We start from the raw sequence: 19,217 nt of genomic DNA, 5'->3' as shown, positions 1-19,217 counted from the left end.
TCAAAGTGGCAGTGAACAGTCCGGAAAATGCGATAAGCGACCGTGCGCAGCACTTTCTCAAGGTGCTGATCGAACGCTATATCCGCGACGGGCAGCCGGTCGGGTCGCGTACGCTGGCCAAGGACGCCGGCCTGGATCTCAGTCCGGCGACGATTCGCAACGTGATGGCCGACCTCGAAGACCTCGGCCTGGTCGCGTCGCCGCACACCTCGGCGGGGCGGGTGCCGACGGTGTCCGGGTATCGTCTGTTCGTCGATTCGCTGTTGTCGCTCAAACCGCTCGACAAGTCGATGCTGCGCCAGGTGCAGCAGTTGCTGGACACGCGCGGGGGCGCACCCACGGGTCTGGTGGATTCCGCCTCGCGGCTGCTGTCCAACCTGACCCATCTGGCCGGCGTGGTCACGGTGCCGAAACACAACCAGATCAAGATTCGCCAGATCGAGTTCGTGCAGCTGTCCGACGTGCGGGTGCTGACGGTGATCGTCACCGCCTCGGGCGAGGTGTACAACCGGATCATCGAGACGTCGCGGGTGTTCAGCCGCAGTGAACTCGAACAGCTGAGCAACTATGTCACCAGCCACTACGCGGGCAATGACCTGGGTGCCATCCGGCGCCTGGTGCTGCGGGAGATGCAGGAGACCAAGCGAAATCTCGATGCGCTGATGGTGCAGGCCCTCGAGGTCGCCAGCGCGGCGTTCGGGGTCAACGATCCCGAAGCCGAGGACTCGGGCGATTTCGTGGTCGCCGGGCAGACCAACCTGATGGACTTCGACGAACTCGCGCAGATGGACAGCCTGCGGTCGCTGTTCGATGCGTTCACCGAGAAGCAGGAGCTGCTGCACCTGCTCGACCGCAGCCTCGAGGCGGACGGGGTCCAGATATTCATCGGCGAGGAGTCGGGCTACAGCACGCTCAAGGACTGTTCGGTGATCACCGCCCCGTACGAGATCGATTCCGATGTGGTCGGCGTGCTCGGCGTCATCGGTCCGACACGCATCGCGTACGATCGGGTGATTCCGATCGTCGACATCACCGCCAAGCTGCTCGGCAGCGCGCTCGCCTCGCGCTGACCGGCGCCTTTGTCCACGAACTGCCTTGTAATCCGGCAGTTCGCCCCCATATGTCCAGCCAACGGTCGCAGGCCTTCCGCGCTCTGCGGCGAATAAATTAGTTTAATCATCCACTTACAAGGGGTTTTGATGAGCGAACATCAGGATCAGTCCGCGGCGACGCAGGGGGCTGGCGGGGTGCGCCAGGACGAGGTCGAAGAGGCGTCTTTCGAGGACAGCGCCGCCGATATGGAGATCGACAGCGAGATGGCGGCACACAGCGCCGAGGACCTCTCCCAGATGCTCGAGCAGGCGCGTACCAAGGCGGACGAGCACTACCAGCAGATGATCCGGGCGCACGCGGAACTGGACAACCTCAAGAAGCGGCACGCGCGCGACCTGGAGAACGCGCACAAGTTCGCACTCGACAAGTTCGTCGCCGAACTGCTGGGCGTATGGGACAGCCTGGAACTCGGGCACAGCGCGGCCCAGGACCAGGGGGCCGATGTGCAGAAGCTGCGCGAGGGCACGGAACTGACGCTGAAGATGCTCAGCGACGTGATGGCCAAGTTCGGAGTGGAGCAGATCGATCCGCTGAACCAGCCGTTCAACCCGGAATTCCACCAGGCGATGTCGATGCAGCCGCGTGGCGACGTGCCGGCGAATACCGTCGTCGCGGTCGTGCAGAAGGGCTACACGCTCAACGGCCGCCTGGTGCGGCCGGCGATGGTCATGGTCTCGCAGGCGGCGGGTCCGGCGTAGTCTGGCGCGGGTCTTGAATAAGACGTCGGAAAACCCCACCTAGACAACAGCTTTCACAGAATCCTTCATCGGAGAATCATCAAAATGGGCAAGATCATCGGTATCGACCTCGGCACGACCAACTCGTGTGTCGCCGTCATGGAAAGTGGCAAGGCCAAGGTCATCGAGAACAGCGAGGGCGATCGCACCACCCCTTCGATCATCGCGTACACCAGCGATGGCGAGGTGTTGGTCGGGCAGAGCGCCAAGCGCCAGGCGGTGACCAACCCGAAGAACACCCTGTTCGCGATCAAGCGCCTGATCGGCCGCCGGTTCGGCGACAAGGTGGTCGCGAAGGATATCGACATGGTGCCTTACAAGATCGTCAAGGCCGACAACGGTGACGCCTGGGTCGAGGTGAACGGCAGCAAGATGGCACCGCCGGAGATCTCCGCGAAGGTGCTGCAGAAGATGCGCAAGACCGCGGAAGACTATCTCGGCGAGAAGGTCACCGAGGCAGTCATCACGGTGCCGGCGTACTTCAACGATTCGCAGCGTCAGGCGACCAAGGATGCCGGGCGAATCGCCGGCCTGGACGTCAAACGCATCATCAACGAGCCGACCGCGGCCGCGCTCGCCTACGGTCTGGACAAGTCGCAGGGCGACAAGAAGCTGGCCGTGTACGACCTCGGCGGTGGTACCTTCGACATCTCGATCATCGAGGTGGCCGAAGTCGATGGTGAGCACCAGTTCGAGGTGCTGTCGACCAACGGCGACACCTTCCTCGGTGGCGAAGACTTCGACATGCGCATCATCGATCACCTGGTATCCGAGTTCAAAAAGGACCAGGGTGTCGATCTCAAGAACGATCCGCTGGCGCTGCAGCGCCTCAAAGAGGCGGCGGAAAAGGCCAAGATCGAGCTTTCGTCGAGTTCGCAGACCGATATCAACCTGCCGTACATCACCGCGGACGCGAGCGGTCCGAAGCACATGAACATCAAGCTGACCCGCGCCAAGCTGGAGTCGCTGGTCGACGACCTGGTGCAGCGTACCCTCGAGCCGTGCAGGATCGCGCTCAAGGACGCCGGTGTATCGGCGTCCGATATCGACGACGTGATCCTGGTCGGTGGCCAGACGCGTATGCCGAAAGTCCAGGCGGCGGTCGAGAACTTTTTCGAAAAGGCGCCGCGCAAGGACGTCAACCCGGACGAGGCGGTCGCGGTGGGTGCTGCGATCCAGGGCGGTGTGCTTGGCGGCGAGGTCAAGGACGTGCTGTTGCTCGACGTCACCCCGCTGTCGCTCGGTATCGAGACGCTCGGTGGCGTGATGACCAAGCTGATCGAGAAGAACACCACGATCCCGACCAATGCCTCGCAGGTCTTCTCGACTGCGGACGACAACCAGACCGCGGTGACCGTGCACGTGTTGCAGGGTGAGCGCGAGCAGGCCTCGGCGAACAAGTCGCTGGGTCGCTTCGACCTCGGCGACATCCCGCCGGCGCCGCGCGGCGTGCCGCAGATCGAGGTCAGCTTCGACATCGATGCGAACGGCATCCTGCATGTCTCGGCGAAGGACAAGGCCACCGGCAAGCACACCTCGATCCGCATCACCGCCTCTTCGGGTCTGTCCGAGGACGAGATCAGGAAGATGGTCAAGGATGCCGAGGCGCATGCCGACGAGGACAAGAAGTTCCACGAGCTGGTGCATGCGCGCAACCAGGCCGACAGCATGATCCATGCAACCCGCAAGTCGATGCAGGAGATGGGCGACGACAAGCTCGAAGCCGGCGAGAAAGAGGCGATCGAGAGCGCGATCGGCGAACTCGAGGAGGCGATGAAAGGCTCCGACAAGGATGCCATCGAGGCCAAGACCAAGGCCCTCGCCGAGGCATCCGGCAAGATGGCGGAACGCATGTACGCCCAGCAGGGAGCGGCCGGGACCGCCGGTGGCCAGGGTGGCGCCGGAGAGGCCACGGGTGGCGAGTCGGCCAAGTCGGACGACGATGTCGTCGACGCGGAGTTCGAAGAGGTCAAGGACAAGTAAGTCCGGTTCATGGCGGCCACCGGGCCGCGCAGATGACGACCGTGCATCGACCGAAAGGTCGGTGCGCGGTCTTGGTTTGTTGAACACCGCGACACGGTGGCGGGAACCGAAAGGTCCCGGTGAACAAAACAACAACGATGTAACAGATGGCAAAACGCGATTACTACGAAGTACTTGGGGTGGCGAAGAATGCCAGCGAGGCCGAGATCAAGAAGGCCTACCGGCGGCTGGCCATGAAGTTTCATCCGGACCGTAACACCGGCGACCAGTCGGCCGACGCCGAAAAGAACTTCAAGGAGGCGAAAGAGGCCTACGAGGTCCTGTCCGACGCACAGAAGCGTGCCGCCTACGACCAGTTCGGGCATGCCGGTGTCGATCCGTCGATGGGTGGAAGCCGGGGATTCGGCGGCGGAGGTGCGAGCTTCAGCGACATCTTCGGCGACGTGTTCGGCGACATCTTCGGTGGTGGCCGCGGCGGTGGTGGCCCGCGTGTGCAGCGTGGTGCCGACCTGCGCTACAACCTCGAGCTGAGTCTCGAAGATGCGGTTGCCGGTACCAGTGTGAAGATCCAGGTCCCGACCTGGGTGCAGTGCGACACCTGCGGCGGCAGCGGGGCCAAGAAGGGCACCTCGCCGAAGACCTGCGGCACCTGTCATGGTGCCGGGCAGGTACGCATGCAGCAGGGCTTCTTCTCGGTGCAGCAGACCTGTCCGACCTGCCGGGGTCGCGGCACCGTGATCGAGGACCCCTGCGGCGCCTGCCGTGGTCAGGGCCGTATCCAGGAGACCAAGACCCTGTCGGTGAAGGTTCCCCCGGGTGTCGACACCGGCGACCGCATCCGTCTCGGTGGCGAAGGTGAGGCCGGCGACAACGGCGGGCCGCCCGGCGATCTGTATGTCCAGGTGCACGTGCGCGAGCACCCGATCTTCACCCGCGACGACAGCCATCTGTATTGCGAGGTACCGATCGCGTTCACCACGGCGGCATTGGGAGGCGAGCTCGAGGTGCCGACGCTGGACGGCAAGGTGAAACTGAAGATCCCCGAAGGCACCCAGACCGGCAAGATGTTTCGTATGCGGGCCAAGGGCGTGAAGCCGGTACGCGGTGGCCCGCAGGGCGACCTGATCTGCCGTGTCGTGGTCGAGACACCGGTCAGGCTCAACGACCATCAGCGCCAGCTGCTGCGCCAACTCGACGAGTCGCTGGCCGGTGGTGGCCGCCAGCACAGCCCGAATGCCCACTCGTGGGTCGACAGCGTCAAGGGCTTCTTCGAAAAGATGGGATTCTGAACACGGCTGAGCAGCCGTCCGCCGGACGGCCTTGGCGGCGCGGGGTGCCGGGCGGATAGCGCGTTCCGCACACCGATAACGATCGAAAACAGGACGGGATGATGATTCGAGTAGCTGTGGTAGGTGCCGGTGGGCGCATGGGGAAGACGTTGATCCAGGCACTCGCCGGTGCCGAAGGTCTGGCCCTGAAGGCGGCCACCGAACAGCCCGACTCGACACTGGTCGGCGTCGATGCGGGGGAGGTCGCCGGTGTCGGCAAACTGGGTGTCGCGATATCGCACAGCCTGACCAAGGTGATCGACGATTTCGACGTGGTCATCGATTTCACAGGGCCGACTGCGACCATGGTCCACCTGGATGTCTGCCGTCAGCACGGCAAGGCGATGGTGATCGGCACCACCGGCCTCAGCGAGGCGCAGAAGCAGACCATCGTCGATGCATCCGGGCAGATCGGTATCGTGTTCGCCCCCAACATGAGCGTCGGCGTGAACCTGTGCTTCCGCCTGTTGCAGCTTGCGGCCGAGGTGATGGGAGACGACGCGGATATCGAGATCATCGAGGCGCATCATCGGCACAAGGTCGATGCACCGTCGGGTACCGCGTTGCGCATGGGCGAGGTGATCGCCGACGCGCTCGGACGCGACCTCGGCGAGGTCGCGGTGTATGGCCGCGAGGGGCAGACCGGGGCACGCGAGCGTAAGACCATCGGCTTCGAGACCATCCGCGCGGGTGACGTCGTCGGCGAACACACGGTCTGGTTCGCGACCGAGGGTGAGCGGGTGGAGATCGCGCACAAGGCCTCCAGTCGCATGACCTTCGCCAAGGGGGCCCTGCGTGCCGCCGGGTGGGTCGCCGGCAAGGGCACGGGCCTCTACGACATGCAGGACGTGCTCGGCCTGCGTTGAGCGCCGTGAGACCTTACGATCCCGCCGTCACGGCCGGTAAGCGATCGGCCTCGGCCGGGGTCGCGGCGGCACGCCGTACCGGTCGCGTCCTAAGCGGCCTGGCGATCGCCCTGGCGTTGCTCGCGGTCGTGGGCTGCGCCGACGACACAACGCCGGAACAGGCGATTCGCGCACTGGTCGATGGTGTCGAGGTGGCGGTCGAATCCGGATCGGTACGCGATGCCGCGGTGTTCCTGCACGATGACTACCAGGATCGATTTCATCCGAACCGGCCCGCGGCCATGCGTTCGCTGCTCGGTTATCTGCACCGGCATCGCGACATCCATCTGTTGACCGTGGTGCGCACGATCGACGTCGCGCCCGACGGCGAGCATGCCGATGCGGTGGTATATGTCGCGATGACCGGTACGCCGGTCGAGTCGGTCGAGACCTTGATCGCGCTGAAGGCCGATGCCTACCGTTTCGACCTGCAGCTGGCCCGCCAGGACGACGAGTGGCGCGTCCGTTCGGCGCAATGGCGCCGGGTGGCGGTGGACACCCTGTAGCGCGCTCGTCCGGTGCGGTTCAGGGGCCAGGCTGTTGGAGCACCCGGGCCAGTCGGTCGCCGACCGGGTCCGGACGGTCTTCGTAGAACCAGGTGATCGCGCTGCGCAGCTGGCTGAGCTGGCGTCGGCGCAGGACGAGTTCGCCGCCGGGGTGCGCGCTGCAGGCGGCCGCCGTGTCGAGCAGCGCCTCGCGTGCGACCTGCGAGCATTCCGAGCCGCCAACCGGATAGGCGGCATGGGCGAAGTTGCGGATCGCCTCTCCCAGCGCCTGCGCGGTGGCCGGGTCGCAATCGATGCTCAGCGTCTTTGCGCGCATGCCCGGTCGCCGATCAGCTCTGGCCGTACACGGGGACGGCCGCACCGGTGACGCAACGTGCCGCGTTCGAGGCAAGAAACATCACGACATCGGCCAGCGCCGCCGGCGGTACCCATCGACTGTGGTCGGCGTCGGGCATCGCTTCGCGGTTCTGCGGCGTATCGATCGTCCCGGGAAGTATGCAGTTCACATTGATGTTGTCGTGGCGGTTCTCCGCGGCGAGCGACTCGGTCAATGTCAGCACCGCCGCCTTGGAGGCGCAGTAGGGCCCCATCTTGCCTTTGGGTTGTTCGGCCGCACGCGCCGAGACGTTGATGATGCGCCCGCCGCCGTTGTCCAGCATCGCCGGGATCGTCCGCCTGCAGGTGTAGAACACCGAACGCGCGTTGAGGTCCATCATGAATGCCCAGTCGCGATCTTCGGTGTCCTGGATCCGCGGTCCCATCGTGAAGCCGCCGGCGATGTTGGCGAGCACGTCGATGTGGCCAAACGCCTGCAGGACGTCTGACAGTGCGGCGTCGACCGAGGCGCTGTCCATCAGGTCCACGGCGAAGGCCTTTGCGGAGGTCTGTCCGCTGCACGCCTCGATCGTCGCGGCGACGCCGTCCATGTTGCGGTCGAGCAGCGCGAGGTGGGCGCCGCGTGCCGCGAAGGCCTCGGCGACCGCGCGGCCGAGGTTGCCCGCCGCGCCGGTCACGACGACCACGGCCTTGTCGAATTCGTCCATCAATCTGTCCCTTGCCCGATCAGGGCGCTGTCCAAGGTGAGGCGAGCCTAGCGGAAGCGCGCGGGCGTTCAAAGCCACCCGCTGTCCGGGAATCGTCGCTGGCACGAAGCCTGCAGCACCTTGGCCATCTCAATCGGACGTGGAAGACAGATCATGTTCCAGTTGTCCATGCTGGGGTCGGCCGTTCAGGGTCTGGTGAGTCCGCAGGGTGCGGCCCGGAACGACTCGACAGCGACCTTGCTGAACCTGCTGGAGGCCGTCGAGGACCCGGCCGTCGGTGCCGGCGGCGAGTTGCAGGCGATGCTGCTACAGCTGTCGCCACCACTGCTGCAACAGCTCGACGAGTTGGTGACTGGCGGCATGAACTTGCCGCAGGCGGCAAGGTCGCTCCTCGACAAGGTCGCCGCGGAGCGGCCTGAACAGCCGTTCCTTGCGGTGCTGCGCGACCGGTTTTCACAGGCCACCGGCGATGCGGTGTCCAGCGTACCGCAGGGCGAGGGCAGGGGCGCCGCCGCAGGCGTTCCGGTCCCGGTCGTACCCTCCGTGATGTCCGGACTGGAGCGGCTGGATTCGCCGATGCAGATCCTGCAGGCGCTGACGCCTCTGCAGGCCGGCAACGGGGCATCACCGAGTTCACCGCTTCCCGCCCAGCTTGCGAGCAGCCTGCTCGACATGGTGGTCCCACAGGCGGTGGCCGGGAAGGGGTGGGACCGGGCGATCGCCGACCGCGTGATGTGGATGGTGCAGGGCGACCAGCAGTTCGCCAAGCTGAAGTTGAACCCGCCGAATCTGGGTCCCCTGGAGGTCAGGGTCAGCGTGCAGAATGACCAGACCAGCGTCTCGTTCATCACCCACCACGCCGCCGTCAAGGAGGCCCTGGAGGCAGCCCTGCCGCGTCTGCGCGAGATGTTCGATCAGCAGTCGTTGAACCTGGTGCGCGCCGACGTCAACGATTCGGGCGCGCAGCAAGGGGGGCGAGCGGGCGACCCGAGAGCACAGGGTGGTTTCGCCGGTGCGCCCCTCGACGAAATGCCCGATCCCGAAACCGGGGCCGGTGCGCAGTCGATGACCCCGGTCGCGAACGGGCTGGTCGATCTGTTCGTCTGAAGCGGCGCAACCACCGCACTTTGCTTTCCTTGTTATCATGAACACCGGCCTGTCAGGCCGGTTTTCGTGCGTGGGGGAAGTGGCCTTGGTTATCGTCAAACTGCTGCTGTTGTTGCTGTTCATGATCGTCGGTGCGAGTTTCGCGATCATCAACGACACACCGGTGCGCGTAGATCTCTATTTCATGACACCGGAACTGCCGTTGTCCCTGCTGCTGTTGCTGGCGCTGGGTTGCGGCATCCTGCTCGGCGGACTGGCAGGCATGGTGTATTTCATGCGCGTGAAAAAGGAGAACGCCGATCTTCGGCGCAAGACGCGTCTGGTCAGCGAAGAGGTGAAAAACCTGCGCGCCATGCCGATCAAGGGACGCTGATTCAGTGCAGGAACTGCTCCTCTTGTTGTTGCCAGTGGCGGCCGCCTCCGGGTGGTTCGCTGCGCGCAAGAGTGCGACCAAGGAAAAGGGGCAGTGCGTTGGCGAGACGGGTCCGGTGTATTTTCGCGGTCTCAACCATCTGCTGAACGAAGAACCCGACAAGGCGATCGATGCGTTCGTGGAGATGCTCGAGGTCGACAGCGATACGGTCGAGACGCACCTCGCCTTGGGCAGCCTGTTTCGCCGGCGTGGCGAGGTCGAGCGTGCGATCCGCATACACCAGAATCTGATAGCGCGTCCGGCATTGACGCGGGAACAGCGTGCGCAGGCGCTGCTCGAGTTGGGGCAGGACTATATGCGCGCCGGTCTGTTCGACCGTGCCGAAAACCTCTTCCGCGAACTGAAAGAGACCAAGCTGCACGTCAAACCGGCACTCAAGAACCTGCGCATCATCTACGAGAAGGAACAGGACTGGCAGGCGTGCCTGGACGTCACGGACCAGCTGGAATCGATCACCGGCGACAAGATGCAGCTGCAGAAATCGCACTATCACTGCGAACTGGCGCTGTGTGCCAAGGCACAGGGCCGGATGTCCGACGCACATGCACACCTGAAGAAGGCGCTCGGCATCTATCGCGGTTGCGTGCGGGCAAACCACCTGCAGGCACAGTTCGCGAGCCTGCAGGGTGACCATCGCACGGCGATCAAACTGCTGCGGCAGACCGTCGAGCAGGAGGCGTCGTATCTGCCCGAGGTGTTGCCCGAGATCGTCGCCGGTTACCGGCAACTCGGTGAACTGCAGGAGTTGCGCAGTTATCTCCAGGAGGTCGCCGCGACGCGTCCCGGCGTGGGCGCGGAACTCGCAACCGCAGACCTGATCAAGGAACAGGAGGGCGAGGCCGCGGCGGCCAGTTATCTGGCGGAACAGCTGGCGCGCGAGCCGAGCCTGACGCTCTTGCTGCGCAGCATCGAGCTGCATTCCCGTCTCCCCGAAGGCCACTCGATTCAGTTCCTCGAAAGCCTGCGGCCACATATCCGGCGCCTGCTGGAGCAGAATCCGCTGTATCAATGTACGAACTGCGGGTTCGCGGCCAAGACGCTGCATTGGCAATGTCCGAGCTGTCGCCGCTGGAGCACGCTGAAACGCCGATCGGGCGGCGATGCCGAACCATGAGACCAGGGAGCGATCCGGACACATCGATGAGTGACTACCAGCAAAGCACCGAACCGCGCGTCATCGTCGCGCTCGATTTTCCGGCACCGGCACCAGCGCTCGATCTGCTCGAGCGACTCGACGCGACGCAGTGCCGGGTGAAGATCGGCAAGGAGTTGTTCACCCGCGCCGGGCCGGCGTTGGTCGAGCAGGTGGTCGGGCGTGGATTCGAGGTGTTTCTCGACCTCAAGTACCACGACATCCCGAACACGGTCGCCGCAGCCTGCGCCGCTGCGGCGGACCTCGGGGTCTGGATGATCAACGTGCATGCCTCGGGGGGGCGACGCATGATGAGTGCCGCGGCCGAACGCCTGGCGCAGATCGACTCGCGGCCGCTGCTGATCGCGGTGACGATTCTCACGAGCCTGGCACAGGAAGACATCGCCGAGGTCGGGTTGGGCGGATCGCCCGCAGACAATGTGCTGCGCCTGGCGGCGCTCAGTGAGCAGAGCGGCCTCGACGGTGTCGTCTGTTCGCCGCTCGAGGTCGCCGCTTTGCGCGCCGAACGCAGTCCCGGATTCCAGCTGGTGACACCCGGCGTGCGACCGGTCGGGTCGTCGACAGACGACCAGCGGCGCATCATGACGCCGGGCGATGCGATCCGCGCCGGCGCGAATTATCTCGTCGTCGGCCGACCCATCACCGCGGCCTCGGATCCGGCGGCCAGCCTGGCGGCGATCAACGCAGAGGTTGCAGGCGCGCTCGGCTGAGCGCTCGGCCTGTCCGCAGTCGAAATCGCTCCCGGCGATTATTGATGGCCCACATCCCTGTGGGCCACCCTCCGGGCTCGCTGCGCTCGTGAGCGCATCGTCTGGAACGTTGCGCAACGGCCGCAGGCCGGCCCGCCAGGGCGAAGGCAGGATGCCCGTAGTCAAAATCGCTCCCGGCGATTATTGATGGCCCACATCCCTGTGGGCCACCCTCCGGGCTCGCTGCGCTCGTGAAAAATCGCTCCCGGCGATTTTTTACCGCTACATAAAAAGAACCATTGCACACGAATGGGTCAGGTTTGGTAGTTTAATCCGCCAGTTTATAAGGGTATCGGAATATAGTTAGCCGATTGTTAATTAATACAAGAGGTTAGTTGACGCGTTTCGGTTGCCCACAATCGACCCGGACGGGCTGAAAGCCCCCGCACTACGACCTTCCAGGAGGTTCCCGAATGATCAAGCCTGTCGGATCCGACACACTGCACCCGCTGTTCGTCTACGACTCGGACAAGCACGATGCGATCAGCCACGAGGCAGAGAGTCTGCCATCGGTGGTGATCAGCTCCCAGGCCGCCGGCAACGCCGTCATGATGGGCGCCGGTTACTTCAACCCGCTGACCGGTTTCATGAACGTCGCCGACGCGATGGGCGCCGCGCAGAGCATGCGCCTGAGCGACGGCTCGTTCTTCCCGGTGCCGGTGATGTGCCTGGTGGAAAACACCGATGCGATCGGCAACGCCAAACGCATCGCACTGCGCGATCCGAACGTCGAGGGCAACCCGGTACTCGCGGTCATGGACATCGACGCGATCGAGCAGGTGACCGACGAGCAGATGCGAATCATGACCGAGAAGGTCTATCGCACGACCGATCCGGAGCATCCGGGCGTCGCGGCATTCAATTCGCAGGGCCGCGTCGCCGTTTCCGGTTCGATCCAGGTGCTGAACTTCTCGTATTTCATTACCGATTTCCCGGACACCTTCCGCACCGCCGTCGAGATCCGCAACGAGATCCAGGAGCGTGGCTGGAAGAAGATCGTCGCGTTCCAGACCCGCAACCCGATGCACCTGGCGCACGAAGAGCTGTGTCACATGGCGATGGACCGTCTCGGCTGCGACGGTCTGGTGATCCACATGTTGCTGGGCAAGCTGAAGCCGGGCGACATTCCCGCTCCGGTGCGCGATGCGGCGATCCGCAAGATGGTCGAGCTCTACTTCCCACCCAACAGCGCGATGGTCACGGGCTACGGCTTCGACATGCTGTACGCCGGTCCGCGGGAGGCCGTGCTGCACGCCTACTTCCGTCAGAACATGGGTGCGACGCATTTCATCATCGGTCGTGACCACGCCGGCGTCGGCGATTACTACGGCGCGTTCGACGCGCAGACGATCTTCGAAGACGAGGTGCCGGCCGGCGCACTCGAGATCGAGATCTTCAAGGCCGATCACACCGCCTGGTCGAAGAAACTGAACAAGGTCGTGATGATGTGCGAGGCGCCGGATCACCAAAAGGACGATTTCGTCCTGTTGTCCGGCACCAAGGTGCGCGAGATGCTGGGCAACGGCGTCGCACCGCCGAAGGAGTTTTCCCGCCCCGAGGTCGCGCAGATCCTGATCGATTATTATCAGTCGTTGAACTGATACGCCGCAGGCATTGCGTCATAATGAGCCCGCTCAATCGAGCGGGCTTTTTTTTTGGCGCCGTCATGGAAAAGAAATACGAGGTCATCCGCAACGAGACCGTGTTCGACGGTTACTTCAAGATGAACCGCTATCGTCTGCGGCATTCGAGCTTCCACGGTGGCTGGTGCGGCGAGATCATGCGCGAACGCATCGAGGGCCTCGCAGCGGTCGCCGTGATGCTGTACGACCCGCGCCGCGACCGGGTGGTACTGGTCGAACAGTTTCGCGTCGGCCTGATGGGTCGGATCGAGCCGCCGTGGTCTATCGAGGTCGTATCCGGTTTCTGCGACACGCTGCACGAGACCCCGCAGGAAGTGGCGCGCCGCGAAGTGATCGAGGAGACCGGCTGTACGCTCAAGGCACTGACGCCGATCGGCGAGTTCATCGTCAGCCCGGGCATGTCCGTCGAGCGCATCCATCTTTACTGCGGCTGGGTCGATGCGGACGGCGTCGAGGGTGTCTACGGTCTGGAGCACGAGGGCGAGGAGATGCGGGTGGTCGTGATGCCGCGCGCCGAGGCGGTTGCCGAGTTGTTCGGGCGCCTGAACACGACCAGCGTGATCATCACCCTGCAGTGGCTGGAGGCAAACCGCGCCGGCCTGATCGCCGAGTGGGGCCCGGACGCCGCCCCCGGCGGCTGAGTCAATCGACCGCGATCACGCGCAGTTCCATCGCCCAGTCGCTGGCGCGTCGCGTGCTGGCGTTCCAGCCATCCGGGGTGGCACCGCCGGACTGCACGTCACCGGTAGAGGCCAGCGGCAGCCACTCGCCGAGTCGCCCCTGCAACACCGTGTCGACCTGCTGCCCCGTAAACCGGATGTCGATCGGGTGCTCTGCGGACTGTCGGACGCGGACCGTCACCTGATCGCCCCGTACCTCCGGCAACACCCAGAAGCCGCTGGCGGTCTCCCGGTAATCCGCCTGGTAGCGCTGGGAAAAACCGACCCCGTAGGGCAGCAATTCGACCTGCTGCACCGGTACCGCCTGGGTAAGACGTACCAGTGCAGGACGTCTGTCGAGCGCACGCACGCGCTGGGTCTCGTCGAAGTGACCGCGGGTGTGGATCTCGCGGATAGCCGGGCCGCGCACAGGCTGGCGCCGGGATTCGGGACCGAAACCGGGCGGCGTGCCGCCTCGCGGGTCCTGGCCGGTCGCGGACAATGACTGGCTGCCCTGCCGGCGAACCTCGATCAGCAGGCGACGCGGCGGGCGATCCAGTGCCCTGACGGCATTGCGCACCGTGGCGATCTCATCGCTGGTCGCGTTCACGACCAGGCGATCGTGATGCGCGCTGATCCGGCTGCCCTCGCTGAGCAGCGGTTCCAGCGACGGCAACAATTCGGCTGCCGACGGGTAGACGACCTGCAGGACCATTGTCTCGCGGCCGGCGGCCAATGCGCCTGTCGCGATCACCAGGAGGAGTACGGAGAGGACTCGATGCATTCAGGCGGCTCCGTCGCAAAGCGCCAGTTTAACCCGGTTGACCATCGAGGCGCAGACGCATGCAACGGTGGTCTATCCCGGCGTCGACGAACACCTCACCTTCCGGGACAAAGCCGAACTGCCGATAGAATCCCTCTGCGCGACACTGTGCGTGCAGCCGCACCTGATGCAGACCGCGCTCGCCCGCGACCGTGATCATGCGTCGCAACAGTGCGCTGCCGATACCGCGTCCGCGCCACGCCGGCAGTACCGCCATCCGACCGATATGACCGTTGCCCAACATGCGTGCAGTGCCCACGTCGCCGGTACCGGGGATGCTCGCCAGCAGGTGCAGCGCACCGGCGTCGTGCTCATCGCGTTCCAGCGATTCGGGTACCTGCTGCTCGACGACGAACACGGCGTGGCGGATTGCATACAGGCGGGCGGCGTGCGTATCCCAGCAGACCTGTTCGATCGTTGCGTTCATGGCAGGGTCGATTCCGGTTCCAGGATACCGTCGTTGATCAGCTCGAGCAGCAGATCGGAGGCTGCGGACGAGGCCGCACAGTGTGCGACCAGGTCGGTCGCGTCCAGGCGACGGTGTCCGGCCAGATACTGCACGAGCCCGCCCAGCGGCTTCGGAAGCAGGTGAGAGCTGCCCTGGCAGTACAGCACGACCTGGTCGTCGCCGAACGTCGTCCAGCACAATCGCGCAAATGGATGACGCATCAGGTCTTCGTTGCGTGCAAGCATCGCCTCCAACTCGCTCGACCGATACCGCGCATCGGGCGGCTCTATCTGGAACTGCGGCTTCGGTTCGGTGAGGTAGCGGCCCAACCACAGCATGAACTCGCCCGAATCGCACGACGGGAGTGCGCGCAACACGCGCGCCGCCTGGGCGTAGGTACCCTCGGTCAGCCGACCCCGGTCGTCGATGCGTAGATCTGTCGGGTCCTGGAGACGCTGGCCACCGGCGAGCGATACCAGGTGTTGGAACCAGTCGCCGGCGAGCTCCTGCTGGCTGGGAGCGCGAAAGCCGAGCGAGTAGGTCATGCATGGCCCTTCCGCGATCCCCCAGTGCGCCACGCCTGCCGGCAGGTAAAGGATGTCGCCCGGCTCCAGTATCCATTCGTCGTCGGTCTGGAACCGTGCCAGGATGCGTTGGTCTATCCCCGGCACCAGATCGTCGTCGTGGTAGCTGGCGTAACTCAGGCGCCAGCGGCGCCGTCCCTGTGCCTGCATCAGGAACACGTCATAGGCATCGATATGCGGGCCGACACCGCCCTGGTCGGCGGCGTAGCTGATCATCACGTCGTCGATGCGCCACAGCGGCACGAAGTCGAACGCGTCGATCAGGTCGGCCACCTCCGGTACGAACTTGTCGACGTCCTGGACGAGCAGCGTCCACCGGCGCTCGGGCAGCGCGGCGAATGTCGCCTCGTCGAATGGCCCGTGGCGCAGTTCCCAGTCGTCCGGACCGCGTTCGATCAGCAGGCGTGACTCGAACTCCGCTTCGCAGGCCAGCCCCGCAAGTTCCTCGGCCGCCAGCGGGAAGCAGGTGCGGGGCAGTGCCGCGCGCATCAGAAGCGGGCGTCGTTGCCAGTACTCGCTCAGGAAACTCGCGCCATCGATACCATCAGGTAGCGTGACGCGACAAAGACTCGGTCGCATAAGGATCTCCAACACAGCTGCCGCTTGAGCCACCTCCTGCCGGAGGCGAAATTTCGCCGGGGGCGAATCGCTACCGCCTGTCGGCCGCGCCGATCATATCCTGCATTGTGTCGCACGACGCAGTCGGCGCGATGCCCCGGTTGGAACGGAAAAAGCGGCCGATTTTGCGCCGAACAGTGTCGAACCCGGGGAGATACCGTGCACTGCCGCGGGAAATCGCTGTCCAGGGCTTGAAGTTAACCGAATAGCTGGTTTAATGCCCCAGACCGAGTCAGGTATCGAAGGACACGCTCGGGCAACGGTGGCTGGCTGATACTCGAAACGCGACGCTGCCGCGAAATACCAACAAGCTGGGGAGGAAATCCATGTTTGATAATGCGGGTAAGAACAAGGTCGCGGCGATTCTGGCGCCGGTGGGACTGGTGATCGGTCTCTCCGCAGCGTCTGTGCAGGCAGCCGACGACGGACCCTTCGTCACGACGCCGGGTGGCATGGGCGTGGTCAACAACTTTGGCGAATGCTGGGAAGGCGTGGGCGGTATGTCGAGCACCGGCAACTGCGGCGCCAAAGAGATGAAAGCGATGGATGGCGATGCCGATGGTGACGGTGTGCCGGACAGCAAGGACCAGTGCCCGAATACGCCACAGGGTGTTGCGGTCAACGCCGTTGGTTGTCCGCTGGACAGTGACGGAGACGGTGTCCCCGACTACATGGACGACTGCCCCGGAACCCGTGCGGGTACCAAGGTGGACGCCCGTGGATGCGAGATCGCCGGTGATGTCGTGATCAACGTGACCGCCGACCACTTCGATTTCGACAGCGCGACGCTCAAGCCTGCGATGGAATCTGAACTGGACGATGTGGCCGCCAAGATCAGTGCCTCGCCGGGTTCGGAAACCCTGGAGGTCGTGGGTCACACCGACAGCACGGGTCCTGAGGGTTACAACCAGGGTCTGTCGGAGCGCCGTGCGCAGGCCGCCGCCGACTACCTCGCTGGCAAGGGCATCAGCGAGTCGAGCATCACGGTGCGCGGCATGGGCGAGAGTGCCCCGGTTGCGGATAACGGCACCCGTGATGGGCGTGCAATGAACCGGCGCGTCGAGATCCTCACGCGCTGATCCCGTCGACCCGGACGGAAAAAAGCCGCACCTTCGCAGGTGCGGCTTTTTTATGCGCGCTGCCGTCGTCGCGCAGTGCGTCAGATGTTCCGCGCCTGCTCTGCGGCCGTGCCGATGTAGGTCGCAGGGGTCAACTGTTTCAGCGAGGACTTCACGGGCTCGGGCAGTTCGAGGCCATCGATGAACGTCTGCATCCCCGCTTGGTCGATGCGTTGACCGCGAGTTAGTGCCTTGAGTTTCTCATAGGGCTGTTCGATGCCGTAGCGGCGCATCACAGTCTGGATCGGTTCCGCGAGGACTTCCCAATTGGCGTCCAGATCGGCCAGCAGGCGTGCGGCGTCGACCTCGAGTTTGCCGATACCTCGCAGTGCCGATTGCCACGCCAGGGTCGAGTATGCAAACCCGACGCCCATGTTACGCAACACGGTGGAATCGGTGAGATCGCGCTGCCAGCGTGACACCGGGAGTTTACCGGCGAGATGATCAAGCAGCGCGTTGGCGATCCCCAGGTTGCCTTCGGCATTCTCGAAATCGATCGGGTTGACCTTGTGCGGCATGGTCGATGAACCGACTTCGCCAGCGACCGTCTTCTGCTTGAAATAGCCGATGGATATGTAGCTCCAGACGTCCCGACAGAAATCGATCAGGATGGTGTTGAATCGGGCGACTGCATCGAACAGCTCGGCCATGTAGTCGTGCGGTTCGATCTGGATCGTGTAGGGGTTCCAGGTGATGCCGAGCGATTCGACGAACTGTTGGGCATGCGCCGCCCAGTCGATCTCCGGGTAGGCGGAAAGGTGTGCGTTGTAGTTGCCGACGGCACCGTTGATCTTGCCCAGCATGCGCACCGCGGCAATCTGCTCGCGTTGCCGGCGCAGCCGCGCCACGACGTTTGCCATCTCTTTGCCAAGCGTCGTTGGTGAGGCCGGCTGTCCGTGGGTGCGCGACAGCATCGGTTGGGCTGCGTAGGAATGTGCCAGCGAGCGGATGGCATCGATGACGCGATCGGCCTTTGGCAACAGCACCTGATCGCGGCCCTCGGAGAGCATCAACGCGTGGGACAGGTTGTTGATGTCCTCCGACGTGCAGGCGAAATGCACGAACTCGCTGACCCGCTCGAGTTCCGCATTGCCGGCGATCTTCTCTTTCAGGAAATATTCGACCGCCTTGACGTCGTGATTGGTGGTTCGCTCGATCGTCTTGACCCGTTCGGCGTCCGGTTCCGAGAAATCCGCAATGATCTGCTGCAACTGCGCCTTGGTGTCGTCGCTGAACGGTGGAACCTCTTCGATCTGCGGGTGTGCCGCAAGCGAGAGCAGCCAGCGAACCTCGACGGTGACGCGATGACGGATGAGGCCGAATTCGCTGAATACCGGCCGCAGATCGCGCGTCTTGTCGGCATACCGACCGTCGAGGGGTGAAATCGCGGTGAGGCTGCTGAGCTCCATGGGAGACGGTCTCCGAAATTTAAGACAGGTCGCGCAGTATACTGGGTGGTCGAAACGCTGTGCGCCCCTGTCCGGGATCGGGCCACAAAAAACCCGGCCTGGGCCGGGTTTCGGAGCCGAATCGCCGACGGATCAATCGGCGACCTTGGGAATGCCGTCGCTCTCGCGCTGCTGCTGTTGCGCGTCATCGATGATCTCGGCGCCTTTTTCCTTGGCCGCGTCGTATGCCTCGATGCTCGTCTCCTTGGTTGCCTCGTAGGCCTCGCCGGTGCTCTGTTTCGCCGATTCGTACAGCTCGCCGCTGGATTCCTTGGCGGCTTCGTAGGTCTCACCGGTACTTTGCTTGGCCGACTCGTAGAGCTCGCCGCTCTTCTCCCGGGTCGTATCGTAGGCCTCACCGGTGGCCTGTCTGGCCGACTCGTAGAGTTCGGTGCTTTTCTCCTTGGTTGCCTGATAGGCCTCGCTGGTCGCCTCTTTGGCCGACTCGTAGAGTTCGCTGCTCTTCTCCTTGGTGGCCTCGTAGGCGTTCACCGTGGCTTCCTTGGTGGCCTCGTAGGCGTCCGCGGTCTTTTCCTTGGCGGTCTCGTAGTAGACCTTGCTCTTCTCGGCTGCGTCGCTTGCGGCCTCCTTGGTGGAATCCCATGCGGCCGCGCCGAGTTTCTTGGTCTCTTCGGTCCAGACCTTGGCCTGCGATTTGAGCTCGCTGCCGGACGTGCCGTTGTCCGCTCCCTGTTGATCGCTGGATTCGCTGCATGCGCCGAGCAGCAGGGGCAGGCTGAGCATGGCTATGGCGTAGATCTTCATGTACTTCTCCGGCATCTATAAAAAAACGCCGCCGAGTGAATCACCCCGGGTGCG

At 64.2% G+C, this 19,217-nt stretch carries 20 protein-coding genes; 13 read left to right on the top strand and 7 right to left on the bottom strand.

Translation table 11 applies throughout. The features are described 5' to 3' along the window. Positions 1-32 precede the first annotated feature (32 nt). The 6 genes from hrcA (at position 33) to H6955_21205 (ending at position 6,572) form a co-directional block, all read left to right on the top strand. Positions 33-1,070, top strand: a complete 1,038-nt coding sequence (gene hrcA / locus H6955_21230; GenBank protein MCP5316092.1) for a heat-inducible transcriptional repressor HrcA — start codon at positions 33-35, stop codon at positions 1,068-1,070. A 129-nt stretch (positions 1,071-1,199) separates the two neighbouring features. Then, a complete protein-coding gene (gene grpE / locus H6955_21225) occupies positions 1,200-1,811 on the top strand; it encodes a nucleotide exchange factor GrpE (protein MCP5316091.1) in 612 nt (203 codons plus the stop codon). An 84-nt stretch (positions 1,812-1,895) separates the two neighbouring features. Then, a complete protein-coding gene (gene dnaK / locus H6955_21220) occupies positions 1,896-3,833 on the top strand; it encodes a molecular chaperone DnaK (protein MCP5316090.1) in 1,938 nt (645 codons plus the stop codon). 146 nt (positions 3,834-3,979) lie between these two features. Then, on the top strand, positions 3,980-5,122 hold the full coding sequence (gene dnaJ / locus H6955_21215) for a molecular chaperone DnaJ (GenBank protein MCP5316089.1): 1,143 nt from the start codon (positions 3,980-3,982) through the stop codon (positions 5,120-5,122). Between the two features lie 101 nt (positions 5,123-5,223). Next, the gene (gene dapB / locus H6955_21210; protein ID MCP5316088.1) at positions 5,224-6,027 is read left to right on the top strand and encodes a 4-hydroxy-tetrahydrodipicolinate reductase; all 804 of its coding nucleotides are present in this window, start codon (positions 5,224-5,226) and stop codon (positions 6,025-6,027) included. A gap of 5 nt (positions 6,028-6,032) precedes the next feature. Next, complete coding sequence (locus H6955_21205) at positions 6,033-6,572, top strand: hypothetical protein (protein ID MCP5316087.1); 540 nt, start codon at positions 6,033-6,035, stop codon at positions 6,570-6,572. A 19-nt stretch (positions 6,573-6,591) separates the two neighbouring features. On the opposite strand, the gene H6955_21200 is transcribed toward H6955_21205, so the two are convergent. Together H6955_21200 and H6955_21195 are read right to left on the bottom strand one after the other, a co-directional pair. Then, positions 6,592-6,888: a hypothetical protein gene (locus H6955_21200; protein ID MCP5316086.1), complete on the bottom strand. Its 297-nt coding sequence runs from the start codon at positions 6,886-6,888 to the stop codon at positions 6,592-6,594. 13 nt (positions 6,889-6,901) lie between these two features. Further along, entirely contained in the window at positions 6,902-7,615 is a 714-nt protein-coding gene (locus H6955_21195; GenBank protein MCP5316085.1) for an SDR family oxidoreductase, read from the bottom strand. A 153-nt stretch (positions 7,616-7,768) separates the two neighbouring features. Between H6955_21195 and H6955_21190 the strand changes: the two genes are divergently transcribed. The 6 genes from H6955_21190 to H6955_21165 all read left to right on the top strand — a co-directional run bounded on the left by H6955_21190 (position 7,769) and on the right by H6955_21165 (position 13,341). Beyond that, a complete protein-coding gene (locus tag H6955_21190) occupies positions 7,769-8,722 on the top strand; it encodes a flagellar hook-length control protein FliK (GenBank protein MCP5316084.1) in 954 nt (317 codons plus the stop codon). An 85-nt stretch (positions 8,723-8,807) separates the two neighbouring features. After that, positions 8,808-9,095, top strand: a complete 288-nt coding sequence (locus tag H6955_21185) for a DUF1049 domain-containing protein (protein ID MCP5316083.1) — start codon at positions 8,808-8,810, stop codon at positions 9,093-9,095. A gap of 4 nt (positions 9,096-9,099) precedes the next feature. Next, positions 9,100-10,269 (top strand): lipopolysaccharide assembly protein LapB, encoded by a 1,170-nt coding sequence (lapB, locus tag H6955_21180; GenBank protein ID MCP5316082.1) that lies wholly within the window; start codon positions 9,100-9,102, stop codon positions 10,267-10,269. Positions 10,270-10,295: 26 nt separating this feature from the next. Continuing rightward, positions 10,296-11,018 carry an orotidine-5'-phosphate decarboxylase gene (gene pyrF, locus H6955_21175; protein MCP5316081.1) on the top strand — a complete coding sequence of 241 codons (723 nt, stop codon included), beginning with the start codon at positions 10,296-10,298 and terminating at the stop codon, positions 11,016-11,018. 452 nt (positions 11,019-11,470) lie between these two features. Continuing rightward, positions 11,471-12,658, top strand: coding sequence for a sulfate adenylyltransferase (gene sat, locus H6955_21170; GenBank protein MCP5316080.1), 1,188 nt, complete (start codon positions 11,471-11,473; stop codon positions 12,656-12,658). A gap of 65 nt (positions 12,659-12,723) precedes the next feature. Then, a complete protein-coding gene (locus H6955_21165) occupies positions 12,724-13,341 on the top strand; it encodes an NUDIX domain-containing protein (protein MCP5316079.1) in 618 nt (205 codons plus the stop codon). 1 nt (position 13,342) lies between these two features. Here H6955_21165 and H6955_21160 read toward each other — a convergent pair whose 3' ends face one another. Genes H6955_21160 through H6955_21150 form a run of 3 tightly spaced genes read right to left on the bottom strand, consistent with a single transcriptional unit; the run spans position 13,343 to position 15,793 of the window. After that, positions 13,343-14,143 (bottom strand): hypothetical protein, encoded by an 801-nt coding sequence (locus H6955_21160; GenBank protein ID MCP5316078.1) that lies wholly within the window; start codon positions 14,141-14,143, stop codon positions 13,343-13,345. Positions 14,144-14,171: 28 nt separating this feature from the next. Then, positions 14,172-14,609 carry a GNAT family N-acetyltransferase gene (locus H6955_21155; GenBank protein ID MCP5316077.1) on the bottom strand — a complete coding sequence of 146 codons (438 nt, stop codon included), beginning with the start codon at positions 14,607-14,609 and terminating at the stop codon, positions 14,172-14,174. After that, positions 14,606-15,793 (bottom strand): cupin domain-containing protein, encoded by a 1,188-nt coding sequence (locus tag H6955_21150; GenBank protein MCP5316076.1) that lies wholly within the window; start codon positions 15,791-15,793, stop codon positions 14,606-14,608. The genes H6955_21155 and H6955_21150 overlap by 4 nt, the downstream gene beginning before the upstream one ends. Positions 15,794-16,158: 365 nt before the next feature. On the opposite strand from H6955_21150, the gene H6955_21145 reads away from it, so the two are divergent. Next, positions 16,159-16,911 carry an OmpA family protein gene (locus H6955_21145; GenBank protein ID MCP5316075.1) on the top strand — a complete coding sequence of 251 codons (753 nt, stop codon included), beginning with the start codon at positions 16,159-16,161 and terminating at the stop codon, positions 16,909-16,911. A gap of 80 nt (positions 16,912-16,991) precedes the next feature. Here H6955_21145 and purB read toward each other — a convergent pair whose 3' ends face one another. Both purB and H6955_21135 read right to left on the bottom strand, forming a co-directional pair. Then, positions 16,992-18,359 carry an adenylosuccinate lyase gene (gene purB / locus H6955_21140; GenBank protein ID MCP5316074.1) on the bottom strand — a complete coding sequence of 456 codons (1,368 nt, stop codon included), beginning with the start codon at positions 18,357-18,359 and terminating at the stop codon, positions 16,992-16,994. Positions 18,360-18,491: 132 nt separating this feature from the next. Further along, positions 18,492-19,163 carry a hypothetical protein gene (locus H6955_21135; GenBank protein MCP5316073.1) on the bottom strand — a complete coding sequence of 224 codons (672 nt, stop codon included), beginning with the start codon at positions 19,161-19,163 and terminating at the stop codon, positions 18,492-18,494. Positions 19,164-19,217: the final 54 nt, after the last annotated feature.

It is taken from the genome of Chromatiaceae bacterium, assembly GCA_024235395.1.
GTDB lineage: Bacteria > Pseudomonadota > Gammaproteobacteria > Chromatiales > Chromatiaceae > Thiosocius.
Note: the sequence above shows the minus strand (reverse complement) of the source record. Positions and strands in the feature narration are given on the sequence as shown.